At 62.2% G+C, this 25614-nt stretch carries 23 protein-coding genes; 7 read left to right on the top strand and 16 right to left on the bottom strand.

What is annotated here, in order from left to right; genetic code table 11:
* Window positions 1-5: 5 nt before the first annotated feature.
* The gene (locus tag F4827_RS24980) at window positions 6-1451 is read right to left on the bottom strand and encodes a cytosine permease (RefSeq protein ID WP_183727822.1); all 1446 of its coding nucleotides are present in this window, start codon (window positions 1449-1451) and stop codon (window positions 6-8) included.
* Window positions 1452-1884: 433 nt separating this feature from the next.
* Between F4827_RS24980 and F4827_RS24975 the strand changes: the two genes are divergently transcribed.
* The 4 genes from F4827_RS24975 to F4827_RS24960 all read left to right on the top strand — a co-directional run bounded on the left by F4827_RS24975 (window position 1885) and on the right by F4827_RS24960 (window position 7374).
* A complete protein-coding gene (locus F4827_RS24975) occupies window positions 1885-3033 on the top strand; it encodes an aromatic ring-hydroxylating dioxygenase subunit alpha (RefSeq protein ID WP_183727820.1) in 1149 nt (382 codons plus the stop codon).
* A 9-nt stretch (window positions 3034-3042) separates the two neighbouring features.
* Window positions 3043-4503, top strand: coding sequence for an NAD-dependent succinate-semialdehyde dehydrogenase (locus F4827_RS24970; RefSeq protein WP_183727818.1), 1461 nt, complete (start codon window positions 3043-3045; stop codon window positions 4501-4503).
* Between the two features lie 140 nt (window positions 4504-4643).
* Window positions 4644-5606, top strand: a complete 963-nt coding sequence (locus F4827_RS24965; RefSeq protein WP_183728028.1) for a PDR/VanB family oxidoreductase — start codon at window positions 4644-4646, stop codon at window positions 5604-5606.
* A gap of 691 nt (window positions 5607-6297) precedes the next feature.
* On the top strand, window positions 6298-7374 hold the full coding sequence (locus F4827_RS24960) for a helix-turn-helix transcriptional regulator (RefSeq protein ID WP_183727815.1): 1077 nt from the start codon (window positions 6298-6300) through the stop codon (window positions 7372-7374).
* Window positions 7375-7410: 36 nt separating this feature from the next.
* Here F4827_RS24960 and F4827_RS24955 read toward each other — a convergent pair whose 3' ends face one another.
* From F4827_RS24955 to F4827_RS24945, 3 genes are all read right to left on the bottom strand, one after another.
* Window positions 7411-7746: a hypothetical protein gene (locus F4827_RS24955; RefSeq protein WP_183727813.1), complete on the bottom strand. Its 336-nt coding sequence runs from the start codon at window positions 7744-7746 to the stop codon at window positions 7411-7413.
* 183 nt (window positions 7747-7929) lie between these two features.
* Entirely contained in the window at window positions 7930-9009 is a 1080-nt protein-coding gene (locus F4827_RS24950) for a tartrate dehydrogenase (RefSeq protein WP_183727811.1), read from the bottom strand.
* Window positions 9010-9187: 178 nt separating this feature from the next.
* The gene (locus tag F4827_RS24945) at window positions 9188-10066 is read right to left on the bottom strand and encodes a LysR family transcriptional regulator (protein WP_183727809.1); all 879 of its coding nucleotides are present in this window, start codon (window positions 10064-10066) and stop codon (window positions 9188-9190) included.
* Window positions 10067-10185: 119 nt separating this feature from the next.
* On the opposite strand from F4827_RS24945, the gene F4827_RS24940 reads away from it, so the two are divergent.
* From F4827_RS24940 to F4827_RS24930, 3 genes are all read left to right on the top strand, one after another.
* Window positions 10186-11733 carry a UbiD family decarboxylase gene (locus tag F4827_RS24940; protein ID WP_183727807.1) on the top strand — a complete coding sequence of 516 codons (1548 nt, stop codon included), beginning with the start codon at window positions 10186-10188 and terminating at the stop codon, window positions 11731-11733.
* The gene (locus F4827_RS24935) at window positions 11726-12328 is read left to right on the top strand and encodes a UbiX family flavin prenyltransferase (protein WP_167052820.1); all 603 of its coding nucleotides are present in this window, start codon (window positions 11726-11728) and stop codon (window positions 12326-12328) included. Before F4827_RS24940 ends, F4827_RS24935 begins: the two co-directional genes overlap by 8 nt.
* A 437-nt stretch (window positions 12329-12765) precedes the next feature.
* The gene (locus F4827_RS24930; protein ID WP_183727805.1) at window positions 12766-14196 is read left to right on the top strand and encodes an ATP-binding protein; all 1431 of its coding nucleotides are present in this window, start codon (window positions 12766-12768) and stop codon (window positions 14194-14196) included.
* Window positions 14197-14326: 130 nt separating this feature from the next.
* Here the strand turns inward: F4827_RS24930 and F4827_RS24925 are convergent, their stop codons facing one another.
* The 12 genes from F4827_RS24925 to F4827_RS24870 form a co-directional block, all read right to left on the bottom strand.
* A complete protein-coding gene (locus F4827_RS24925) occupies window positions 14327-15190 on the bottom strand; it encodes a hypothetical protein (protein WP_183727803.1) in 864 nt (287 codons plus the stop codon).
* A 78-nt stretch (window positions 15191-15268) separates the two neighbouring features.
* Window positions 15269-15745, bottom strand: a complete 477-nt coding sequence (locus F4827_RS24920; protein WP_409258850.1) for a lysis system i-spanin subunit Rz — start codon at window positions 15743-15745, stop codon at window positions 15269-15271.
* 65 nt (window positions 15746-15810) lie between these two features.
* Window positions 15811-16308, bottom strand: a complete 498-nt coding sequence (locus F4827_RS24915) for a lysozyme (protein ID WP_183727799.1) — start codon at window positions 16306-16308, stop codon at window positions 15811-15813.
* Window positions 16301-16513, bottom strand: a complete 213-nt coding sequence (locus F4827_RS24910; protein WP_183727797.1) for an HP1 family phage holin — start codon at window positions 16511-16513, stop codon at window positions 16301-16303. The genes F4827_RS24915 and F4827_RS24910 overlap by 8 nt, the downstream gene beginning before the upstream one ends.
* Window positions 16514-16573: 60 nt before the next feature.
* The gene (locus F4827_RS24905) at window positions 16574-16822 is read right to left on the bottom strand and encodes a hypothetical protein (protein WP_221303808.1); all 249 of its coding nucleotides are present in this window, start codon (window positions 16820-16822) and stop codon (window positions 16574-16576) included.
* Window positions 16823-16903: 81 nt separating this feature from the next.
* The gene (locus F4827_RS24900; protein WP_183727793.1) at window positions 16904-17542 is read right to left on the bottom strand and encodes a hypothetical protein; all 639 of its coding nucleotides are present in this window, start codon (window positions 17540-17542) and stop codon (window positions 16904-16906) included.
* A gap of 110 nt (window positions 17543-17652) precedes the next feature.
* On the bottom strand, window positions 17653-17967 hold the full coding sequence (locus F4827_RS24895) for a hypothetical protein (RefSeq protein ID WP_183727791.1): 315 nt from the start codon (window positions 17965-17967) through the stop codon (window positions 17653-17655).
* A complete protein-coding gene (locus F4827_RS24890) occupies window positions 17967-21944 on the bottom strand; it encodes a phage tail protein (protein ID WP_183727789.1) in 3978 nt (1325 codons plus the stop codon). The genes F4827_RS24895 and F4827_RS24890 overlap by 1 nt, the downstream gene beginning before the upstream one ends.
* A gap of 1 nt (window position 21945) precedes the next feature.
* Window positions 21946-22509 (bottom strand): tail assembly protein, encoded by a 564-nt coding sequence (locus F4827_RS24885; protein ID WP_183727786.1) that lies wholly within the window; start codon window positions 22507-22509, stop codon window positions 21946-21948.
* A complete protein-coding gene (locus tag F4827_RS24880) occupies window positions 22502-23257 on the bottom strand; it encodes a C40 family peptidase (RefSeq protein WP_183727784.1) in 756 nt (251 codons plus the stop codon). Before F4827_RS24880 ends, F4827_RS24885 begins: the two co-directional genes overlap by 8 nt.
* Window positions 23258-23941, bottom strand: coding sequence for a phage minor tail protein L (locus F4827_RS24875; RefSeq protein ID WP_183727782.1), 684 nt, complete (start codon window positions 23939-23941; stop codon window positions 23258-23260).
* Window positions 23938-25611, bottom strand: coding sequence for a tail fiber domain-containing protein (locus F4827_RS24870; protein WP_183727779.1), 1674 nt, complete (start codon window positions 25609-25611; stop codon window positions 23938-23940). Before F4827_RS24870 ends, F4827_RS24875 begins: the two co-directional genes overlap by 4 nt.
* Window positions 25612-25614: the final 3 nt, after the last annotated feature.

Below are 25614 nucleotides of genomic sequence, written 5' to 3'. Positions count from 1 at the left end.
TGGGATCAGTTCAGGCCGCGATCGGCTTCGCGCACGAGACGGCGTTCCTGTTCGATGTCGAGCGAGCGGCAGGTCCACAGATAGACCAGCGCGGCAACGGGCAGCCCCACCAGCATCGCCACGTCCGCGCCGCCCAGCAGGCGCGCGACCGGGCCGGTGTAGATCTCGGTCTTGAAGAACGGGATCATCGCGACGAAACCCACCGCATAGGCCGTGAGGCCGCGCCAGTTCCAGCGCCCGTAAATGCCGCGCGGGTTGAAAATCTCCCGCACCGAGTAGTGCGAATGGCGCACCACGAAGAAGTCGATCAGGTTGATGGCAGTCCACGGCGTGAACAGATAGCCCAGAATGCCGAGGAAGTCGCCAAACTTGCCCATGAAGTTATCCGACGCCGAGAACGCCAGCGCGGTCGCCACCAGCGCCACCACGATCAGGCTGGCAATGCGCTTGCTGGCGTTCGACTTGAGCGGTTTGAACGAATCCGTGATGCTCAGCAGCGTGAGCGACGCGCCGTAGAAGTTCAGCCCCGAAATGGCGAGCAACCCCAGCAGCGCGAGCAGCAGCGTGACTGTGCCGAAGCCAGGGAAGATCAGGTCGCCGGCGCGCTGGACCGCATCCGAGATTTCGATCTGCGCATTGAGGGCCGCCGCCGCCGTGCCCACCAGCATCATCCAGACACCGCCGATCAGCGCGCCGAGGAAGGTCCACCAGAAAGTGGCGCGCACACCGGTATCGGGCGGCAGGTATCGCGAGTAGTCCGAAACGTAGATCGACCACGACAGCTGATAGGCGGCGGCCGAAAACAGCTGCACGAGGAACGGCGTGGCCTTGAAGCCCGCGAAGCTCAATTGCGCGGCGGGGAACGGCATTTTCACGCACATGCCCACGCTGAAGATCGTCAGCGCGATGAGCAACGCGAACGCAAGCCAGCGCTGCGCCTTGTGAATCAGGTCATAGCCGAACACCGCGAGGCCCACCGCCAGCACGGTAAACACGATGTAACTCAGGTGTGGCTCGGTGCCCAGCAGATGATGCGCGGTTTGCCCCGCCATCAATTGATTGAACGAGTTGTAGCCGATGTAGGTGACGAGCGCGACCACCCACACCAGCAACGCGCCCATATAGCCGAACTGCGGGCGCGACTGGATCATCTGCGGCAGCCCCAGTTGCGGCCCCTGGCTCGAATGAAACGCCATGAAGAACGTGCCCAGCACATTGCCGAGCACGATGGCAATCGCGCTCCACAGCAGATTGCCGCCCATGCTGATACCGATCGCCCCGGCGGCGATGGTCGCCAGATTGGCATCGCCGGTAAACCACACCGGCCACAGATGCCAGGCCTTGCCTTTGCGTTCGGCGAGCGGCACGTAGTCAATCGAACGCGATTCGATTCGCGATTTGGCGCGCGACGGCTCGCCGGCCAGCGCTTCGGCTATTGCCTCTTGGGTCATGTCTCCTCCAGTTGTGGGGTGGCGCGGGCGGCCGCGCCTTGAACGAAGCCACCCTGCGCGCCGCGCGCGGTTGCGGAAAGCTTTTCCCGAACCTACGCGGCATGGTTATCCTATGGTTAACAACAAAACCATGGGTTAACAATAGTACGCACCCTGGAGGAGAGGAGCGCACTATCGGATCCGCCTATTGACGTCCGCCTCAAAATCAAGTTGCTTTGCGAGCGCGCAAACACCGTTGATATTTAATAGCACGGATACGCGCCGCGCATCATCGCCGGATAGCTTTCTCGCGGGTCCAAAGCCGTGTCGAGGGATAACCCTGATCCCTCATCCGTGAAATTTCTCTTATTCTTTTGTTAACCCATAGTTATTTTGTAACTTGTAGTTAATTTTCTAACGCACTTCTCTCACAGAACTCACTGCGGCGGACCCCATGACCTATCTCCCAATCGAATTCCACAAGCAACACGAGCTGCCGAAACTGCCGGCCGACTTCTGCGCCAACCCCGATCTCGCCTGGACCATTCCGGCGAGCTACTACACGGCAGAGTCCGTCTATAAGGCCGAAGAAAAGCGCATCTTCGAGGACACCTGGATCTGCGTCGCGCATCGCAGCGAGCTGGCGCAAGCGAACGCCTACGTCACGCGCGACATCGTCGGCGAAAGCATTCTGCTCGTACGCGGCAAGGACAACGTGCTGCGCGCGTTCTATAACGTCTGCCCGCACCGCGGCCATCAATTGCTCGAAGGCAGCGGCAAGGCCAAAAACGTCATCACCTGCCCGTACCACGCGTGGGCGTTCAAGCTCGACGGCGCACTCGCGCACGCCAACAACTGCGACCACGTGCAGTCGTTCGACAAGGAGAACTCCACACTCGTACCGGTGCGCGTGGAGGAATACGCGGGCTTCGTGTTCATCAACCTGAACCCGAACGCGGACAGCGTGGAAGCGCAGTTGCCGGGTCTGGAAGCGAGCCTGCGCGGCGCCTGCCCCGTGATCGACGACCTCAAGCTGGCCGCGCGCTTCGTGACCGAAACGCCCGCCAACTGGAAGTCGATCGTCGACAACTATCTTGAGTGCTATCACTGCGGCCCGGCCCACCCCGGCTTCTCGGACTCGGTCAAGGTCGACCAGTACACGCATACGCTGCACGGCAACTGGACGCTGCAGTTCGGCCACGCGCAGTCGTCGGAGCGCTCGTTCAAGCTCGACCCGTCGATCACGGACCCGAGCTTCCACGGCTACTGGGCGTGGCCGTGCACGATGTTCAACGTGCCGCCGGGCAGCGACTTCATGACGGTCATCTACGAATTCCCGATGAGCGCCGAAGTCACGCTCCAGCACTACGACATCTACTTCCTCAACGACGAGCCAACCGAAGAGCAGAAAAAGCTGATCGAGTGGTATCGCACAGTGTTCCGTCCGGAAGACCTGCGCCTGGTCGAGAGCGTGCAAAAGGGCCTGAAATCACGCGGCTATCGCGGCCAGGGCCGCATCATGGTCGATGAAAAGCGCAGCGGCATCAGCGAACACGGCATCGCGCACTTCCACAACCTGCTCGCGCAGCACTACCAGGACTGAGGAGCGACGATGACTTCGCTGCAACATCCCGGGCTGTTCCGCCAGCAGGCGTATGTGGACGGCCAGTGGTGCGATGCGCTCGACGGCGCGACGCTCGACGTGACCAATCCCTCCACCGGCGAGCGCATCGCCCGCGTGCCGAACATGGGCGCGAGCGAAACGCGCGCCGCCGTCGACGCCGCGCAACGCGCCCTGCCCGGCTGGCGCGCCACCACGGCGAAGGAACGCGCGCGCCTGCTGCGCAACTGGTTCGAGCTTGTCATGGCGAACCAGCAAACGCTGGCTGAACTGATGACGCGCGAGCAAGGCAAGCCGCTGGCCGAAGCGCGCGGCGAAATCGCCTATGCGGCCTCGTTCATCGAGTGGTTTGCAGAACAGGCCAAGCGCATCGACGGCGACGTGACCCCCAGCCCGAACCCGGATCAACGCCTGGTCGTCACGAAGGAGCCCATCGGTGTGTGCGCCGCCATCACGCCGTGGAATTTCCCGGCTGCGATGATTACGCGCAAGGCCGCGCCCGCCCTCGCCGCGGGCTGCACGATGGTGGTCAAGCCCGCCAACGAAACGCCGCTGTCGGCGCTCGCACTCGCAGCGCTCGCCGAGCAGGCCGGCATACCGGCAGGCGTGCTCAACATCGTCATCGGCAAATCGCGCGAAATCGGTCTGGAGATGACGTCCAGCCCGCACGTGAAAAAGCTCAGCTTCACCGGCTCGACTGAAGTGGGCCGCCTGCTGATGCGCCAGTGCGCGGACACGGTCAAGAAAGTCTCGCTCGAACTGGGCGGCAACGCGCCGTTCATCGTGTTCGAGGACGCCGATCTGGACGCCGCCGTGGAAGGCGCACTGCTTTCGAAGTATCGCAACGCGGGCCAGACCTGCGTGTGCGCGAACCGCTTCTATGTGCACGACGCGCTTTACGACGCCTTCTGCGAACGCTTCGTGGCGCGCGTGGCGGCCTTCAAGGTGGACGATGGATTCGCGGATGGCGTGAACATCGGCCCGCTCATTACCGAAGCCGCGCGCGACAAGGTCGATGGTCTCGTGCGCGACGCGGTGGCGCAAGGCGCGCGCGTGTTGACGGGCGGTGCGCGCCATGCACGCGGCGACAACTTCTACGCGCCTACCGTGCTGGCCGACGCAAAGCCCGGCATGGCCGTGCTCTGCGAGGAAATCTTCGGACCGGTCGCGCCCATCGTGCGTTTTTCGAGCGACGCCGAAGTGGTGCAACTCGCCAACGACTCGATCTACGGGCTGGCCGCCTACTTCTACAGCCGCGACATCGGCCGCATCTGGCGTGTGGCGGAGCAACTGGAGTACGGCATCGTGGGCATCAACACGGGGCTGATCTCCAACGAAGTCGCGCCGTTCGGCGGCGTGAAACAGTCGGGCATAGGCCGCGAAGGCTCGAAGTATGGCATCGAGGACTACCTGTCGATCAAGTACCTCTGCATGGGCGGCTTGACGCGTTGAAGCGCTTTCTTTGAGCGCACGCCGCGCAGCATGCGGATGCGGTCTTGCACCGCATCCGCCATTTAACCGAATTCCGAATCACGAAACACCCGCCTGCGATCAAAGCGCTTAAAGCGCTCAAAGCAGACAAGGAAAGCACCATGAACGCCCGCGAATCGATCACCGTCGACGTTGTCGCCGTCGAGCAACTCACCCCGCTCATCAAGCGCTTCACACTCGCGCTGCCCGACGGCGCGCCACTGCCCGCTTTCAGCGGCGGCGCCCACGTGCTGGTGTCGATGCAGGATGGCGAGCAGTGGCATCACAACGCGTACTCGCTGCTTGGTTCGCCGCACGATACGCGTCAGTATCAGATTGCCGTGCGGCGCGAAGAAGCCTCGCGGGGCGGATCGGCCTTCATGCATGAGCGCGTGCAGGTGGGCACGCGCCTGGCGATTGGCACGCCTGCGAATCTTTTCGAACTTGCCAAGGGCGCGAAGAAACACGTGTTCATTGCGGGGGGGATTGGGATTACGCCGTTTCTTGCGCAGTTGCAGGAGCACGCGGGTGGCGATCTTGATCTGGAATTGCATTACGCGTATCGCAGCGCCGAACACGGTGCGTTTGTCGATGAGCTTTCTGCAGGTCCGCATGCGGCGCGCGTTTTTTGCTATGTCGATAGCGAAGGGCAGCGGCTCGATCTACTCAAGCTGTTCAAGAATCTTCCTGCGGATGCACATGTTTATGTGTGCGGTCCGCAAGGGTTGAATGATGCGGTTTATGCGAATGCTGCGCTGTTGGGGTGGCCTCGGGCACAGTTGCATTCGGAGCAGTTTGCCGCGAGCGATACCGGTGGGAAGGCTTTTACTGTGGTGCTTGCGAAGTCGGGCATCGAGGTGGAAGTGGGCGAGGATGAGACGATACTCACGGCCATCGAGCGTGTGGGTGTGACTGTGGAGTCGCTGTGTCGCGAGGGGGTGTGTGGGACGTGTGAGGTCGCAATGCTCGAAGGCGAGGCCGATCATCGGGATCAGTATCTTGATGAGGATGAGAAAGCGGCGCAGAAGACGATTTTGTTGTGTGTGTCACGGGCGCGGACGAGTCGGATTGTGATTGATCTTTGAATTTGTTGGTGGGACTGGGGTGGGGGCATTTCCTTGTGTTCGTGTCGGTCTATTAGCGTTGCCCCTGTGCGGGGCGGCACTTACTTTCTTTGCCGCGGCAAAGAAAGCTAAGCAAAGAAAGCCGCTCACACCGCTAGAGTGACGCAGTCCACCACTCGCCCATCAACGGAGTGGTGACTGGGCAGCGCCCGCACCACGCGCCCACAATCGGAGTGACAAGGCAGTCATTCATCCCGCTGTTCGCTGCGCTCACAACGGTTGGGTATGCGACGGAAAGCGCAAACCTGCGGTTTGCGTTATGCCCCACGGGGCGCGCAGCGCCCCCGGATGTGCGGGCGTCACCACTCCGATATTGGGCGCGTGGTGCGGGCGCTGCCCGGGCGCCACTCTGTTAATAGGCTGTTGGTGTACCGCGAAGCACTGGCGGTTTGAGCGGCTTTCTTTTCCCCCCTTTTCTTTGCCGCTGCAAAGAAAAGGGGGTGCCGCCCCGCACAGGGGCAACGCTAATAGACCGACACGAACACAAGGAAACGCCCACACCCCAGGCACACCAACAAAAAACAACATCCCCCTCAAAAAACACCCCGCCCCCAATCCGCTAAACTAGCACCTCACCCGCCCAAGCCGCGCAGCGCCCCCGCAAAAGCGGCGCCAGCCGCCCACCCGCGCGACACGTCACAGAGGGAAATGGATGTCCGAGGATACGTTCGCGTTCCGTCTCAAGGTACTACTCGAGCACAAGAAGCTGAGTCTTCAGCAAGTGGCCGACGCCGTCGGTATTTCTCGCCCCGCCGTGCACAAGTGGACGCGCGGCGGCGAGATCGACTATTCGAATCTGCGCCGCCTCGCGGCCTTCCTCGACGTGAACTGGGTCTGGCTGCGCTATGGCGACGAAGCCGTGCGCGATCTCGGCATCGCAGGTACGACCGAGCTGCCCATGACCGACCTGCGTCGGCGCTACACCGCCGAAATCATGTCGAACGAGGCGCGCATGAAGCAGGCCCAGGAGTCGGCTGGCATCGTCACGTGGGAATGGAATCTCGTCACCGACGAGCTGATCTATTCAAGCAACTGCGAAAAGCTCTACGGCCGTGAACTCCGCAGCAACGACGAATTCTGGGAAATCCTTCATCCCGAGGACGCGATCTGGCTGACTCCAGACGCGTTGAAAGACGTGGTCGCCAGCAAGGCGCCGCGTGTGTGGGACTTCCGCATCATCCTGCCCGATGGGCAGATCCGCTGGATCGAATCGCGCGTCGCGACACTGCTCGACGATGCCGGCCGCCCGGTGCGCGTGGTGGGCACCACCATCGACATCAGCGCGCGCAAGGAAGCGGAATCCGCGCAGTCAGGTCGTCTGCAACTGCTCAACGACGCCGCGCGTATCGCGGGCGTGGGCGCGTGGCGCTGGCTGCGCGCGCAGGACGAGTTGATCGTCACGGACGAATGGTGCCGGCTGTTCGGCATCGATCCGCGCCATTCTCCGCGGCATTATGTCGAGCTGTCGCAGCATATTCACCCCGACGATCGCGCTGCCCGCGAGGCGGCGGTAAACGATGCGCTGTTACGCCGCGCCGATTATCGGGTGCTGTATCGCGCTTCGCTGCCCGACGATACGTGGCGGCTCGTGGTCGAGCAGGGCCAGGCGCGGGTGGCGCCGCATGGCGAGGACGTCTGGCTCACCGCGCTGTGCCGCGCCGCGCAACCGGCGGATATGCAGAGCATCGCGCAGCCGATCGCGGAAGACGGCGCGCCCGGCAACAAGTAAGGGCGCGGTGCGCGCGATCGCTTTACGTCCGTCGCGTCATGAATCGCGCGCATTGACCCGCACCATCGCATCCACCGCCGCCGCCACCTCCGGGTCCAGTTGCGGCCAGCGGTCGAACTGCGCCTCGGCGACCGGACGCGCGCGCGGTTGACGCACCGCCGCCGCACCTGCCGCTTCCGGCGGCGCCTTGCCATAGCGATAAACCAGCGTGCGGCGCGGCGCGACAACCTCCGCCACATGCACGATGCCCGCGTCCATCCAGATCCGCAGCAGCGCGCGCACGTGGCGAACCTCGGCATGCGTGGCCACCGCCAGCTCCGACGTCGTCCCGCTCAAGCCGCCCTGCATCGCTTCGATCAGGCGCTGCTCCAACTCCCCCTTCCCACGCATCCCTCACCCTCCGCTCGTGCAAGCAAAGGATCAACGCTAACCCCGTCGCACGCGGCTCCATCCTGAAAATCGGGCGCTAACATGCAAAACGGCAGGAAGCGCGCTCGTCAAGCTGCGCTTTCCTGCCGTCAGGGACTGCCGCAGACGTTAAACGCAGCGCCGTGTTTAAAGCGCCTGCGCGACCGCCAGCCCCACATCGCCCGTCTTCGCCGCGCCGCCCATATCCGGCGTGCGCGGGCCTTCAACCAGGACCTGCTCGATAGCCTGCATGATCGCGTCGTGCGCGGCCTTGAACTGCGCATCGCCGTTGCCGAGGAAGTCGAGCATCATCGCGCCCGACCAGATCATCGCGATGGGGTTCGCAATCGCCTTGCCGAAAATATCGGGCGCGGAGCCATGCACCGGCTCGAACAGCGACGGGAACGTGCGCTCCGGATTCAGGTTCGCCGAGGCGGCCAGGCCAATCGTGCCCGTACACGCCGGGCCCAGGTCGGAAAGAATATCGCCGAAGAGGTTCGACGCCACCACCACGTCGAAGCGGTCCGGCTGCAGCACGAAGCGCGCGCACAGAATGTCGATGTGCTGCTTGTCCCACTTCACGTCCGGGTAGGCCTCGGCCATCGCCGCCACGCGTTCGTCCCAGTACGGCATGCTGATCGAGATGCCGTTCGATTTGGTCGCCGCCGTGAGTTTCTTGCGGCCACGCTGGTCCGCCAGTTCGAATGCGTACTTGAGGATGCGGTCAACGCCCTGGCGCGTGAACACAGACTCCTGCAGTACGAACTCGCGATCCGTGCCTTCGAACATCTTGCCGCCCACCGAGCTGTACTCGCCTTCGGTGTTTTCGCGCACCACGAAGAAGTCGATGTCGCCGGGCTTGCGGTTGGCGAGCGGGCACGGCACGCCTGGCAGCAGACGTACCGGGCGCAGGTTCACGTACTGGTCGAATTCGCGACGGAACTTGAGCAGCGAACCCCACAGTGAGATGTGATCGGGCACCTTGTCAGGCCAGCCCACCGCGCCGAAGTAGATCGCATCGAAACCCTTGAGCGTGGCGAACCAGTCGTCGGGCATCATCTTGCCGTGTTCGAGGTAGTAGTCGCAGCTAGCCCAGTCGAAGTGCGTGAATTCAATCGACAGGCCGAATTTCGCGGCCGCCGCTTCCACCACGCGCACGCCCTCGGGCATCACTTCCTGGCCGATGCCGTCGCCTGCGATTGCCGCGATGCGGTAGGTCTTGCTCATGTCTCGTTCTCCGTTGCTGTGTTCTTCGCCTGATCCGGCGCGCCCCACCGGCGCGCTTCGATAGCTGCAAGCATGCCTCAGTTGGCGCGGGAACATTAGCCCCCAAGGCGTGGAGTCATTAAACACGATTCGTGAATAAAGCGACCTAAGTCGCGAAAACAGTGAAGCCCAAGTCCACTTAAACCGCCATCGCCAGCAGCGCCTGCGTGGCCGCCGCGCGGTCGTAGGCGCGCGTGGCGATCACCACTTCGCTATAGCCATTCGCCATCGCCAGCGGCTTGAATACCGCATCCTCCACGTCGAAGCGCGCGAGCGTGCGCGGCACCAGCCCCACGCCCAAACCCGCCGCCGCGAAACGCATCACGCCCACCGAATCCGTGGTGCGCAACACGCTTGCGGGTTCGAAGCCCGCCTCCAGACACAGCTCCATCGCGCGATGCCCGAGGCCGACACCCGGCGGATCGTCGACCACGATCAGGCGATCGTCCGCCACCTCGCGCAAGGTCACGCGCTTCCTGCGCGCCAGCCGATGATCGCGCGCGAGCACCATGTCGAGCGGCGTGCGCGAGAACGGCGTGATGCGGATCGAACCCGGCAGCGCTCCCGGCGGCGAGCGCAGAAAAGCCACGTCGATGCGCTCGTCCGCCAGCGCGCTCATCTGCTCCTGCACCGAGACGCTGCGCAATTCCAGTTCCACCTCGGGCCGCGCCTGGGTGAAGCGCTTGAGCAGCGCGGGCAGTTCCGGTTCGAGCACGATCGAATTCGCGTACGCGATGCAGAGCTTGCCCAGTTCGCCGCGGCTTGCGCGCCGCCCCGCCAGCACGGCGGTTTCGGCCTGTGCGAGCGCCGCGCGAGCGTGATCGAGGAACACCGTGCCGGCCGTGGTCAATTCGATCCCGCGCCGCACGCGGTGGAACACCTTGAAGCCCAGTTGCGTTTCCAGCGCCTTGATCTGCTGCGTGACAGCGGGCTGGGCGATGCCCAGACGCTCGGCGGTATGGCCGAAATGCAGTTCCTCCGCGGCGATCACGAAGGTGCGGAAGTGGCGGAAATCCATCGTCGGCCCCTGGCTATAGATAAGATTATCTTATCAAAAACGTGGCTTTCGATTTATTGATTCAATCGGTTGCAGAGGGTCAAATAGAGCCCATCAGTCACCCGAATGGACGCCACACCATGCATCAAGACATCGATTCCGCAGCACAAGACTCCGCTGCACAGCGCCCCCGCGCTCCCGTCAACGATCTGCGCTCCGCACTGGCGCATCTGGAAAGCATCCCGGGCCAGCTTATCGAGACCGATCACGAAGTCGATCCGCACGCGCAACTCGCGGGCGTCTACAAGCGCATCGGCGCGGGCGGCACGGTCGCGCGTCCCACGCGCCTGGGCCCGGCGATGATGTTCAACAACATCAAGGGCTATCCTCATAGCCGCGTGCTGGTGGGCCTGATGGCCAGCCGCAAGCGCGTGGGCCTGCTGCTCGATTCGCCGCCGCGCCGCCTCACCCAGCGCATGGCCGACGCCGTGCGCAACGCCATCGAGCCCGTGACCGTGCCGCGCGAAGCCGCGCCCTGCCAGCAAACGGTGCATCTCGCCAGCGACCCGGATTTCGATCTGCGCAAGCTGATCCCCGCGCCCACCAATACCACCAGCGACGCCGGCCCGTTCCTGTGCCTGGGCCTCGTGCTCGGCAGCGATCCCGACACCGGCCACGCCGACGTGACGATCCATCGCCTGTGCGTGCAGGGCCGCGACGAACTCTCGATCTTCTTCGCGCCGGGCCGCCATATCGACGCCTTCCGCCAGAAGGCCGAAGCACGCGGCCAAGCGCTGCCCGTGTCGATCAACATGGGACTTGATCCGGCGATCCATATTGGCGCGTGTTTCGAAGCGCCCACCACGCCGCTGGGCTTCGACGAGCTGTCGATTGCGGGCGGCCTGCGCGGCACGCCGGTCGAACTGGTCGATTGCGTGAGCGTCGCGCAGAAGTCGATTGCGCGCGCCGAGATCGTGATCGAAGGCGAAATCCTGCCGAATGTGCGCGTAGTCGAAGACCAGCATACGAACACGGGCCACGCGATGCCGGAATTCCCTGGCTACAACGGCCCGGCCAATCCGTCGCTGCCCGTTATCAAGGTCAAGGCCGTGACGATGCGCCACGGCGCGATCATGCAAACGCTGGTCGGCCCGGGCGAAGAGCACACCAATCTCGCCGGCATTCCCACCGAAGCCAGCATCTACAACGCCGTGGAAGCGGCCATGCCGGGCTTCGTGAGCCAGGTCTACGCGCACACCGCAGGCGGCGGCAAGCTGCTGGCGATCCTGCAGGTGAACAAGCGCAACGCCTTCGACGACGGCCGCGCGCGGCAGGCCGCGATCATCGCGCTGGGCGTGTATTCGGAACTCAAGAACGTGATCCTCGTCGATGAAGACGTCGATCCCTTCGATAGCGACGATGTGCTCTGGGCCATGACCACGCGCTACCAGGGCGACATATCGACGATGCTGCTGCCCAAGGTCAACGGCCACGTGCTCGATCCTTCGCAGACGCCCGAATTCAACCCGGCCCTGCCCGCGCGCGGCGTGACCTGCAAGACGGTGTTCGACTGCACGGCGCCGTTCCATCTGCGCGGCGAGTTCGAGCGCGCGCAGTTCATGGAAGTCGATCCGCGTCCCTGGGCGCCCGCCCTGTTCGCCGATCAGGAGGATGAAGATCATGAGTAAGCGTGCACTCAACGGCCGCAAGCGCCTGATCGTGGGAGTGACCGGCGCGACGGGTTTCGTCTATGCGGAGCGCACACTGCGCCTGCTGCGCGAAATGGGCGTGGAAACGCATCTGGTGATGTCGCGCGCGGCGGAACTCACGCGCGAATACGAATCGCCGCTCTCGCGCGACGAGGTGCACGCCCTGGCCGATCACGTCCATGCGATCGCCGATGTGGGGGCGTCGATCTCGTCGGGGTCGTTCCGCACGCTCGGCATGCTGGTGGTGCCGTGCTCGATGCGCACGGTCGGCGAGATCGCCTCGGGCGTCACCAGCACGCTGCTCACACGCGCCGCCGATGTGGTGCTCAAGGAGCGCCTGCCGCTCGTGCTGATGGTGCGCGAGACGCCGCTCAATCTCATCCACCTGCGCAATATGACGACGGTGACCGAAGCGGGCGCCGTGGTGTTCCCGCCGGTGCCCGCCTTCTACGCGAAGCCGCAAAGCCTCGAAGAGATGGTCGATCATTCGGTGAGCCGCGCGCTCGACCAGTTCGGTCTGGACACCGAGCGGATCGAGGCCTGGCGAGATATGCAGCACGTACGCGCGGCTTGAGCCTGCGCGCTCGCGCGATCACGTTCCCAACAACCCGGGCGTGATCGCCAGCCGCATGCCTTTCCGCACGCTTTCAAACATCCTGATTGGCGCTATATGGCGCGTTTTCACAACGCTGTGTGCGGCCCGCGGTTGACGCTGTGCGCACGCGCCCCTAACCTTGCGCGCTGATGGTTCCCCGGGAGGGGATTAAAAAACTCACGCAAGCCCTATCAGGCCTACACCTTCGCAGAATTTGGCGTAAATTTGGCGTAATCTATCGTGACTGTCTCTTTGCCGCGCTACGCGCCCTAAAACATTTAGGTCCGTAAGGCGAATGAACTGCAGCGTGTGTTTATCTCGACATCGCATGCAGCCAGAAGCTATGTGTCGGCCAGCGAAGCGGGTATGATCGATCCGCTTCGCTCGAAAAACAACCCGCACGCTCCTGTTCAAAGATGGCCATTGAAATTTTCTCTGTCCCCGCTCATAACGCGCAGAAAATCATTGCGACGCGCGAAAGCCACTACGCAGACATTAAAGCTATTGAGATACAACCGGCAAAATTGACAGAAACGATCTGCGCTTTTGCAAATGCAGACGGTGGTGAGCTATACATCGGCATTGATGATCCGACCGATGGGCAGCGGCAATGGAGAGGTTTCAAAGATCCGGAAGCTGCAAACGGGCACCTTCAGATCTTCGAAAAGCTATTTCCTCTTGGGCAAAGCTTCGAGTACAACTTTCTCGAATGCAACGGCTTTGAGGGACTAGTCCTACAGGTTGCGATAAAGAAGACCTCACAGATCATGCGAGCGTCGAATGGGAACATCTATGTCAGGCGCGGCGCAGCTAAGCATAAACTTACGGCCCCCGAGGAAATCCGTAGGCTGGAGTACTCAAAAGGCATAGCATCATTCGAGACTGAGATCGTTAACGTTGACCCCGAGGAGATTACTAATTCCGAAGAGGTCATTCGTTTCATGCTCGAAGTCGTTCCGCAGGCAGATCCCGAAGGCTGGCTGAAGAAGCAACAACTCCTCGTAGGTGGACGCCCGACGGTGTGCGGCGTACTTTTATTCGCCGAACAACCGCAAGCGCTGATGCCGAAGCGTTGCGGCGTAAAGATTTACCGCTACAAAACCTCGGATCAACAAGGAAGCCGCGACACGCTCGCTTTTCTCCCGGTAACGGTCGAGGGGCCAATCAATACCCAGATTAGAGGCGCCGTAGCTGAGACGATCAAAGTGGTCCAGCAGGCCAAGACTTTGGGCTCAATTGGCCTAGAGGATATTCAATACCCCTCCGAGGCGATTCATGAAATTGTTACAAACGCCTTAATCCACCGTGACTATAGCCTCGCCGATGACGTACATATCCGAGTGTTCGATAACCGCGTAGAGGTCGAAAGTCCTGGCCCACTCGCTGCCCATATAACGACCGCGAACATTCTGGATGAACGGTTTGCCCGCAACGGCAGCCTCGTGCGCCTGCTTAACAAATTCCCCGACCCGCCGAATCAAGATGTCGGTGAAGGTCTCAATACCGCATTCGATGCGATGCGCAAGTTGGGGCTTAAAGAGCCGATCATCACGAACAAGGAGAACTCCGTCTTGGTGACCGTGCGGCATGAGCGGTTAGCTTCGCACGAGCAGTTGATCCTTGAGTATCTACAAGATCATCCAAGCATTAGAAACAAGCAAGCCCGCGAACTCTGTTATGTTGATGCCGACTACAAAATGAAGCGGATCCTCGGGCGGTTGGAAGACCGACAGTTGATCGAGAAAGTACCAGGAACTATCCGAAACACGACTGCATATCAAAGAGGGGCACTGTTCGAACAGTGGCGTTCCATCATCGCGCTTGCGCCGGAGGTAAGCTCTTCATAGCTTCATCAAACATCTGAAGACGATGCTGATGCCAAGACGTCATAAAGCCGTGGTTGACGGGATAATTGAACGTCGTGAAGAAGAGAAGATGAACCGTTAGCCCGAACGAGCTAACGGTTCTTTATGCGCGCTACTGCGAGGCTGCCGGAGTCGATCCAGCAGTTACGGCGCTCGCCGCGCTGGTGTCGGCCGATTGCTTGTAGGCCGCTGCGACCTCATCGGCGATCGAATCTAGCAGCGCGTTCTGCAGATACGAGTCAGGCGATCGGCAGTCGGCACCATAGTGCGACAGATCGGTACCGACATTCGGAACCGGCTTGCCGCTCGAGTCGAAGCCGAAGCCGGTAGGCACCGATCCGATAAAGCGGATAGGTGCGCCATTCCGGAAAGCCTCGTCGAGCGCCCACCGCAAACCCGACGCCGCCGAATACTGCGTATCGCAAGTAAGCGTCGGCGCGACCACGAACACAGCCTTTCCAGCTACGGCAGCCCACTGCGAGAACACCAGCAGATCGGCAGCGAATTGCGTCATCGCCGCCTGCTGTGCGGAGTCAGTCGACGGCGTCACCATGTCGTCGAGCTGGAAATTGACGATAAGCCACTCACCGGGATCAGTCTTGAACTGGTCGGGCGTCGGCGATTTGCCGTTGTATTCCGTCGTCACGATCTGGTGCAGCGCCGTGCCATCCATTACCTGCGTCGTGACGTTGGCCGTCACGCCGCGTTCGGCCAGCGCGTCAGTGAGCGACTTCACCGTCGTCTGCGCATCCGATGCGGCGTTCGGCGCGTCGGCGGCAACAGCTGCCGAGATCAGGCTGAACTGGGCATGAGCAACGGCGGTCGACGACGTCGACACGATCGGCTTGCCGTACATCGAGATATTCAGCGACTTCGCCACAGGCTGCGCGCTGTCACTGCCACTGCTCCCACCGCCACCCCCACATGCGGCCAGACCAACTGCAAAGAGACAGGCCGTCACAAGCGTCTTTTTCATTCTTGTTCCCCGGTTCTAGGTGTTGTTGGCGCGGCCCTCTCAAGCCGCCCCAAAAGTTTACACGTGATTACGAATTGCCTACGAACAACCTGGCGTCTTAGGCCTGACGGCGCATACGTACGCCTGCAGCGCCTTCACTTTGTCGATTTCGTGCTGGTCGTCTCCAGCGACCCCGAAAACGCGCTCAGCAACCGCTGGGTCGAGGTCTGCGACGGCGGCGCCACCATCGCCCATGCCGGCGGCGCTGGAAGATCCGGCGCCGGCGTTGCCACCGGCTGCAGCACAGTTGCGCACTGCGACGCGCACGCGCTCAGTGCCAGCAGCGAGAGCGCTGCGGTAGTTACGGTTATCAGCTTCATGAGCCTCTTTCTCCTTCGTGGTCGCGGCATCCGCCGCAGCGACCGCCGAAGCGGCCTGGTTGTGCGCGTCGATCGCGCGGTTCTCGCCATTCAGCGCCGCACGCGACACGGCCAGCATGTCGCTGGTGTGCTGCTCGTTGTCCTTCGCGCGCGCGGCCTGCTCGGCGGCCAGCTGGCGCGCGCCGATCAGGTGCATCACTTCGGCACCGGCGGCCGCACCGAGCAGCGCGGCGATCAGGTAGGGAATTAGCGTCCTCAACATCACAACCCCCGCTCGCACATGGCACGCTCTTCCGCACGTCGGGTCACCAGACCAGGCAGCGTCCGGCCGCCGGCGTACACCCACTGCGGACGCCCGCCGTCCGATTCATTGATTGCGCGGCACGCTGCGCGCCAGTTGCCCGCATTGAACCGGCGCGCCGTCGAGCTGCCGCAGTAAGCGCTCGCGCCGATGTTGTAGGCAAAGCTCACCGCGGCTGCGAGCTGGTTCGGGTGCCCGCGCAACCCAGGCGTACACTTCAGCACAGGCTCGGCATGCTCAATCAACCGCTGCTCGAGGCGCACGCTGCACTCTTCAGGCGTGAAGCGCTGCCCGAGCGTGACGTCCTTCGTGTCGCCGTTGCACGCGGTCACGATGCCGATCGGGTCGGGCCTTGCGACGAGAACCGTCCCCTCGAACTTCGGGATGACGGAAAGCAAAAGGGCCGCAGCAGCGGCCCCCACAACACCCACAAGTGTTTTCTTCGATCCACTAGCCACCGTGCTCCTCCATTTCGTGCAGTCGCGCGTCCGATTCGCGCTGTTCGCGCTGATCCTTGCGCCACATGAAATACGCGTTGAGCCCGAACGTCAGGGTCGCTGTCGCGATACCGACGATCACACCGATGTCGGTGAGCGTCAGCGACGAACCAACAGCGATACCACTACCCGCGTAGCTAGCGGCCTCAGTTGGACTGATACGCATCCATCCCCCGGAAAAAATAAGCCGCCTCAGGGGCGGCGTTGCTTTCTGTGTTGTGCGCGCTCAGACGACAATTTCGCCGCCCACGAAGACGCTACGCGCAGGGTTCAATGCAGTTGTGTCGTCATTCGACGGCGCAACGATGAGCTGTTGCTCGGCGTAAGCAAATGCGCCGACGCCATCGGGCGGCAAACCTGTTACCTGGATCTGCTGCGTATACATTGCCGCCTTACCTGCAGCGCGTGCGTCCGCGCTCAAAAACGAATACATCATCACCATCGTCGCATTGGAAAACGCATCGAGCGTCACCATGCCGGCCACGTGATAACTCGCGATTGCGCCCGTCGACGGTGTTTCGTAATCCTTCTGAATTGCCATTGTGTCTTTCTCCAGTTAGATATTGCTCAGATCGATTGCCATGAATCGCCAGTCATACTGCGATCCGAAGCAGGTATTGTTTCCCGGGTGAAATGTCGAACCCACCTGGTAATACTGATAGAGAAAATTGACTGTCGCCCCCGATGTCTGGAAGCCGCCGATGTTGTACCAACCACTGCTGTTAATCCCGCCGCCCGTAGGGCTAAAAACGAAAGCTGTGCCGAGCGCAGCGACCCCTACCTTCGAAGCGCCTGGATACGTCCATGAAGCTGAGCGCGAATCCACCTGGTTCCACTGCCCCCAGCCCGGGCCCGCGCCCATGATGTTGCCGCTCTGCGTGTCGAGCACGCGGGCGAGGCGCTGGCGCGCATCGGCAACAAGCTCACCATTCGCGTTGAAAACCTGCATTCCGAAACCCGCTCCGGACGGTACTGCAGCCAGCGCCTGATCGAAAATGTAGACCGTGACAGCCGCCGCGACGTTGGACCAGATCTGCACGGTCCATGAACCATTACTGCTTACGCAACGCAGGATCGCAACGTACGCGTTCGGACTGTAGAGCGCGATCAACGGCTGGCTGGCACTGAACGAGAACGTGGCAACATTCGCGTTAAACGTGTATTGCACGCCAGCATTCGACTTGCCGGCGTTCATCGTGCCGGCGCCAGTCGTTACGTTCAATGTCTGCCGCAGTGCGTACGTTTGCCGCATTCCATCAATCTGGACCAGGCCACTATCAGTCCACGCCTGAAAACCAGCCGTCATCAAAATGCCCCGTAGTACAGAATGCCATTCTGGTAAATGTCATACGTCCCGTTATTCTTCGCTGCGTAGGACCACGTGAGAGTGTTCCCCGAGATCGAGAAACGCGGGACGATGACGCCACCGGAGAGATATCCCTCGCCGATCATCACGCTAGGCTGAAACGAAACCCACCCGCCTTGCACGAAAGCGTCATCGACTACGCTGCCGCCGACCCCGTTACCGATCGATTGCACACCGATGATTCGCATGACGCGATACGTAGCATCTAAAACGATGTTTCCGTTCGCGTCCCAGATCTGAAGTCCAGCACTCATCACCAAAGCCCCAAACGCACGCGCAGCACGTTGTTGTTGTCGTAGACGAGCAGCGTCGAATCCGTCAGCGTCAGATAGCCGCTGCCGGTGTTCGCGCCGTTGAGCGTCAGCGTTCCATTCTTGTCGAGCTTCCAGCGCGGCTGTCCGTTCGCGCCAACAGCCGTCGACTGGATGACGTCGGCGATGTTTGCGCTCTGGATCCAGCCTGTGCCGATGAATGCCTGCGCCAAGAACACCTGACCGCCCTGAACGATGAACGGCGACTGCACGGTCGACCCGGTGTTGTCGAGGATCGCGAAGCGCTGCGCCGCCACGAGTACTGACGACTCCACCACGCCGCTGCTGTTGTCTACGCCCACGCCGATGCTGGCGATATACGTGCGACCGCCGCTTGTGACCTGCGTCTTGATCGTGTACGACGCAGCAACGCGCCCGGTAAGATCCGCATACGACTGCGCAACCGTCTGCACAGCTGCAGCGTTTGCATTGGCTTGCGCCTGCACCGTGGTGATCTGCGATGCCTGCGCGCTGTCCGCATCGATCCGCGCCTGCGTCTCGGTTTGCACCGCCGCGCTCAACACCGCCGAAACGCCGTTGATCGTGCTTTGCATCTGGGCCGCAACGGTGTCCGTCTTTTGTGCCAGCGCCAGATCCGCTTCAGCCCGCGCCGACTGCTCCGACCACACACCTGCGTAGACCGTCGTCGCGCCCGCGTAGCCCCCGTTATCGCCCGCCATCGGCACGTTGATCTGCGCCGACAGCGCACTGATCTGCGTGCCAAGCGCCGAATCAGCGTTGGCCCGAGCGGTCGATTCGTTCGTGATCGCGGTCGTGTTTCCGTTCGCAGTCGCGGTGACCGCGTCGATACGCTGGCCCAACGCAGTGTCTGCGTTGGCCCGGGCCGTTTGCTCCTGAGTGATGGCCGTCGCGTTGCCGTTGGTCGTCGCCGTGACCGAATCGATGCGTTGCCCCAGCGCTGTGTCGGCGCTCGCGCGGGCCGTCGCCTCCTGCGTGATCGCCGTGGTGTTGCCGTTGCTCGTCGCGGTCACCGCGTCGATACGCTGGCCAAGAGCGGAATCAGCGTTTGTGCGTGCCGTCACCTCCTGGCTGATTGCCGTCGTGTTCGCGCCCGCCGTGGCCACCACGGTATCGATACGCTGCCCAAGCGCAGTGTCGGCGTCCGTACGCGCCTTCGTTTCCGTCTGGATAGCCGCGGCGTTTGTGCCGTTCGCTGCGGTGACGGTGTCGATGCGCGTGCTGAGCGACGAGTCGGCATCCTGCCGTGCCTGCTGTTCGCTCGTAATCGCGGCGCCGCGCGCAGTCGCCTCGTCAGAGATCGCTTTCGCGCGCGCGGTGGCCTCACCCGTAACCGCCGCGATGCGGTCGCTTGTCTCTTTCGAAATCGCCGACGCGTTGTCGCTGACGCCCTGCTGGATGCCGGGGATCGCATTGATCGGCGACAGCACATCCTGCCCGAGCTGCTGCTTCGTGATCTGACCGGTGAGATACGACAGGATCTGCGTCGAATCACTGCTGCTCTGGCCATTCACGCCCGCGCCGCTCGGATACCATGGCCCGATGTTGCCCGACGTGTCCGTGAGCCGCGCCCAGAAGAAGAACGACTGGCCCGCCGCCAAACCCTGCAGCATCGCGCGCGCCTGCGGATACGGATAAAGCGACAGGCGCGTCGCGGTGCTGCGGTCATTCGTCTTGCTGTACCAGACGTCGACATACTGCGTGTCGTTCGCCGAGCCGTCCGCAGGAAACGTCCAGTCGAGCTGGATGGCGAACACCTGCGTCGTGGTCTTCAGAGACGCCAGCGCCGGCGGCGGGCTCGTCTTGCCGGTCAGCACGGTGTCGGTGCCATACGCCGGGATCGACAGCACACCCATCGCATTCTCGGCGCGCACGCGCGCGAGATACGTGCCCTGATAGATGCCTGCGACTTCCACCTGCAGGCCGCCGGTCTGGTTGGCCGGCACCCAGTCGCCGTTGTCCTTTCTCCATTCCGGTACGTAATTCACTGCGCTCGACGCCGAGTCCCACGCGATCACCATGTTCGTCTTGGAAATGCCCTGATCGATGTAGGAATACGTCGAGAGCCGCACGTTCGTCGGCGGTGGCTGCACGGACGGCGGAATGATCGTGACCGGCCGCACCTGAATCTGCGCGCCGTTGTCGATCGCATCATACTTGCCGGGCTCGTACTGCGTGGCGTTGATCGTGTACGTGATCTGGCCGTCGTCGTCGCTTTCCTCAATGCTGACGACTCGAAAGAGCTGCGCGGCGAGGTCAGCACTTTCGAGCATCCATACTGCGCCGACCACTGCGTTTTGGTCGAACGCCTCCGTCACCTTGATCGTATTGCCGTTGACGGCCTGCACCGTGCGCTTCTGCGCGATGCCTGTCGGCATGATCACCGTGAGCAAGTCGCCTGCCGCAGCCGTGGGCGAGCGATCGAGCACCACCGTTGCGCCATTCATCGAGCGCACGCGCCCGCCCGTCTGCCGCCCCGCCTTGTTCGCGTCCGCGACCGCAATTACTTCGCCGGGGGCCGACAGCGTGCCGTCGAGCCCCACCTGAAACGATACCGTGTTCGTCTCGTAGCGGCTCGTGAGCAGCGTCCATAGCCCAAGGCGGTGCGCCTGGCCTTGCGACGTCGTGCCAAAGGCCGTGATCTGCGCCTTCACCACACCATAGCGCGCGAGGCCGTCATCGTCGGCCACATACTCCACGGCCTGCTGATACTGGTTGGCCGGGTCGTTCCAGCTGATCTGCGCGGCGGTGTAGCGCGTCTTGCGCTCCGAGCCGACGTACGAGAACTGCCCGCCGACCACGTTCGCCTGCGTATAGACGTAGACAGGATCGGACGGCATATCCGCCGTCACCAGCACCGTGCCAGCACCCCAGTACGCATTGCCGCGAAACACGCCGGCGAGATCCTGAAGCACCTTGAACGCATCCGATTGCGACTGGATCACACAGTTGCACGTGAAGCGCGGCTCGGTGCCGCCTTTGCCGTCCGAAACCATGACATCGCAATACTGCGCGATCTCATAGAGCGTCCACTTGTCGAGCGACGATGCATCTACGAAGCGGCCGCCGCCGTAGCGGTCATTCGTCACGAGGTCATAAAGCACCCACGCCGGGTTGTTCGTCCACGCCTGCTTGAACGTGCCATCCCACGTGCCCGAATACGTCCGCTGCTCGGGATCGTAGTTCGACGGCACGCTGATGATGAGGCCCTTGACATCGTACGAGCGCGTCGGCACCGAACTGAACGAGCGCGCGTCGAACGACATGCCGACCAGCGCGCTCATTGGATAGCGCAGCTTGCGATCGATGATCTCGGTGATCGCCTCGACGTTGACCGTGTCCTGAATGGAGTTGGTGTGCGCGTTTGCAGTGAGGCGGCGCACGCGCACCAGCCAGCCAGTTTCCGCTGTCGGCAGATCGATGCGCACGCTGCGCTCGTAGAGCGATGTCGTCTTGCCGTCGAACGCGCCCGTCAGCACCTGCGAATATGAACCACCATCGACCGCGACGTCGATCGCGTACTGCACAACGTAGCCCGTGACGTCTCCGGTCGAGGTGTTCTGCTGCTGAAGCGCGGGGACGCCGAACCGGATGCGCACCGCAGTGAGCTGCGTGTTTTCGACCTGGCGCACCCAAGGCGCGTCGCTCGTGAGCGCCACACCGATCGCCGTCTCGTTTTCGACCGCGGGGAAGCCCGGCAGATACTCCTGATCAATCGTCCCAAGGCGCGTGTCGACCGAGTAGTTCGAAAAGTTGGCCGAGCCGTCACTGTTGAGGATAGGCGTGCCGTCCAGAAACACGGATTGCAGCCCATTCACCAGCCCGACGATCGGCCCCTCCGAGATAAGGTCGAGTACCTTGGCGTAGGCGATCGAGTGCAGGCTATCCGGCGATTCCGTCGCCGTGGCGCCACTACTGCCCTTTGCTCCAGAAATCCGCATATCAGGTCTGGTCCTCTGCATAAATTCCGGAACTGATAACCTTCGAACCCACTAACATCCGCCCGTACACAAGCGGCACAGGCTCCCCCTGCGCCGCGCTGTTCACAGGCCCGTTGAAGTAGTAGGAAGTACCGTTGTTGACAACCCCGGCCAAGCCGCTCGTCTGCGGGCTGAGCATCTGCACAACGCCGCCTAGCGCCATCGACGCACCCAGGCCGATCAGCGTCGGCATTTGCGTGAAAACGCCCACCGCAACCAGCGCCACACCCAGGATCGTCTGAAAGAGACCGCCTCGCTTGCTGCCGACCAGCACCGGCGCGATACGGATCGGCTCGCGCCCGGCCGGGTAGTCGAGCTGGTCTTTCGCAAGGTTGCTCTTCCCGATGAACACCGCGAACGTCAGGCCCATGCGGCGCGACGCGGCGAGGAACTGTTTGAAGCCAGGCACGACGGCGCACAGGGCGCGAATCGCTTCGCGTGGCGAGCGCACCGCGAGGCGATGCGTGCGGCCATAACGCGTGCCTGCGACGCCATAAAGCTGAATCTCTCGAAGCTGGTCATTCATCGTGCTCACCCTCATAGCGCAGCACCATGCGCAGCGATTGAAGCCACATGCCACCCCACACAGCGCGGCGTGAGAGCTGCCCGTGCATGTGGTGAAGGAACTGGCCGTCGCCGATGTAGATGCCCGCGTGATTCGGCACGTCGTTTTGGCTGCGGATCTGCATTAGCAGGACGTCGCCGATTTCTAGTGCTGCGCCCGGCCCCACCTCGACGAACCCCGCAGCGCGGTAGTTATCGAGATAGAGCGATGATTTGCCGTCAGCCCACCATTCGTCGCGGCGCTCGAAATCGGGCAGCACGACGTCGCGCTCCAGCCGATACCAGTCCCTGACGATCGAATAGCAGTCGTGCACGCCGTGGACGAACGGACGCCCCACGAGCGGCGCAATGAAGCCGGTCGGCCCGAATTCGCACCACTCGTCGACATCGATCGAGCCGTTGGCCTGTACGCCCACCGATGCGATAACCCAGCGCGCTATCCCGCTGGCCTCACACATTGCCTTGTCTGCGGCGCTCGGATGCGCCCGGCCACCCGGATGTGAGTGCACGATCGCTACGATCTCGCCAGCGTCCTCGGCGCGCGCGTAATCCTCCGCGGCCAGCACGAACTGCTCCGTCGGCGTGGCCGCCCAGTTCACGCACGGCGTGTACGTTTCCTGGCCCTGGACGAGCGCCACCAACCCGACGCACTCGCGCGGGTATTCCGCGATCGCGTGTGCGGCGATCGCGGCCTTCGTCGTTTCATTCATTCAGGAGAGCGTGTCACTGAGAAATCCGCCGAATGGCAGCGGATTGTTGATTCCAAAGCGGCATTCACATCCGCTCGTGCGGAAACTGCATCGATCGAGCGCAGGATCGCTCACGGGCTGGTCATTTGCGTCGAAATACGCACTGCCGGTATAGCCGCAGATCGGACCTCGATACTTCAACTGGCAGATGCTCACGATCTGGCGCGCGGGCAACTGCTGTCCGCCGAAGTCGAGCGGCGTCGAAAGCGCAAACGCGACTTGCAGACCTGGCTGCTCGTTGCTCTTCTGTTCGACGCGCCAGATTTCCGAGAGCATTTCTGCCGTCGGGTCAGCCGTCAGGTTACCGTTCGGGAAATTAACTGCATCGAGGTAGCGCTTGAGCGTGCGCCGGCGGCGCACGGTCGCGCCCACCATGTCATCGAGAAAGACGCAGATCGCCGAGATCGTGCCGCCGATGTCGCCTACGGTGAGCGTGGGCGTGGGCTGCTGCGCGTCCGTGGTGCGCATGAATCCTGTCGCCTGAATGGGCCAGGGCTTGTATTCGTTGCCCTGCCACCAGATTGACGAGGATTGCAAATGGCCATGAAAACGCAGCATGTCGCCACCGATCGCCGTGCAGTCGACCTCGAAAAGTTGGACGATGTTTCCCGGCTCAAGCTGCTGAATGTCTGCTGTGATCGTCATGCACGTGCCTCCAGCGCTTCGATACGGGCAAATGCCTCCTGCAACGCTGACGTCAGAACCGCAACGATCGGTGCCCAGTTCAGGCTCTGGATCTGGGGTTTGCCGTTTTCATCGACGGCATCCTTCTCACCACACACCGCGCTCGGAATAACCTCTTGCAACTCGTGCGCGATGAAGCCGAGGTGACGCTTGCCGTCGGGACGGAAGATGCTGAACTTGCGCCATTCATACGAAACCGGGCGCAGAGCCTTGACGGTGTCAGACGCCCGAATTTTCAGATTCTTGACGTTCTTCTTTGCACGATAGTCCGAGCTCGTGGTGATATTTCCCAGTGACGTCGAGTCCACATACAGGCCAACGGCAGAGTTCGCCCACGTAAGATGAAACGTGTTCGAAACGCCCATCACCAGCGAATTGATCGTGCTATCGATACCGAAGCGAACACCTGTATTGGCTGGGTCCCACCAGATACTGAGGACGTTCGCCCCGTTCGTGCCGACATAGTTCGCACGCGGCAAATTCGCTGAATCCCACGGTGTAGCCGCTCCGAAATTCGGGCGATTCGTGAACTTAAACACACCGCCCGAAGAAGATCCCGGAATGTTGCCGCTGTCCCAAGGGGTGTTACCTGCGAATGTCGGACGCCCCGAAAACGCAGGTGCACCCTGCAGATAAGCAACACTCGCCTCCTGCGAATAGAGCGACGGAGCCGAATTTTTTTCGAGCTTCATGCGGCGCCATGCGACTCCACCGGCCGCCACCGTGACGCCATTGGCTCCTGCCTCAACCCCCAACTGAACATACACACTGGCAGTCCCGGTGGGAGTTGTGGCGGTGTAACTGCCAAACGTCCAGCCAGCGCCTGGTGTAGCTGCAACGCCCGGAGAAACGGTGATCACGCCGCCAGAAGAGTTGAGGAACACAATGCGAAACCACGCACTGCCGGAGCCCACTCCACCAGCATATATCTCACCGGAAACAGTGAGCACTACACCGCCGGCCATCGGAATGGGATTCGATCCAGCATACGAAGCCGCGGTCAAGGCAGCAGTATTCGACAGGTAGGTCCCTTCTGCTGTCCCGCTGCTTACTGCGCCGAGAAATCCGCTCTGCCAACCTCCAATCAGACCGAATTCTCCGGAACCGTTGAGCAGGAGGTTCGTACCATTGACAGCATTCAGCTTCCCACTGACAGGCAAGTTGCCCGCGATGCCGCCACCGATGGTCAGCGTACCGTTGACGATTTCGTTGTCGAGACGTGAACGCCCGCGCATGAGCACGTTCCACGCACCACCGAATGCATCCATCAGCGCGGATTCGCCGGGGTTGAGCTTAGATAGCCCCACCCAGTCATTCGTACCAGCCGCTGCAGCGAGCGTCACTACCGTCGAGCCCAGATTACGCAGAAGCAAGACGTCGTCTTGATCCGTCACCGCGCTAAGCGCAGGCAGGTTGATCGTGCCCGCATTGGCAAGATTGATGTGCACGCGCTTGCCGATGTGATTCACAGTGAGCCCTTGGGCGGCAGTGATCTGGGTGGCCGAGGTCAGCGCAGCTTGCGCGCCGAGCACGTCGATATTGGAATTCACCTTCGCGAAAGCCGCGCGCACGGGATCCCCATCGGTGCCAGCCGGAGCCGTCCCGAGATTTACTTTCTGAAGTGCGGTCATATG

This window comes from Paraburkholderia bannensis (assembly GCF_014200455.1).
Taxonomy (GTDB): Bacteria; Pseudomonadota; Gammaproteobacteria; order Burkholderiales; family Burkholderiaceae; genus Paraburkholderia; species Paraburkholderia bannensis_A.
The sequence above is the reverse complement of the archived record's forward strand: the minus strand, read 5'-3'. Positions and strand labels throughout refer to the sequence as shown.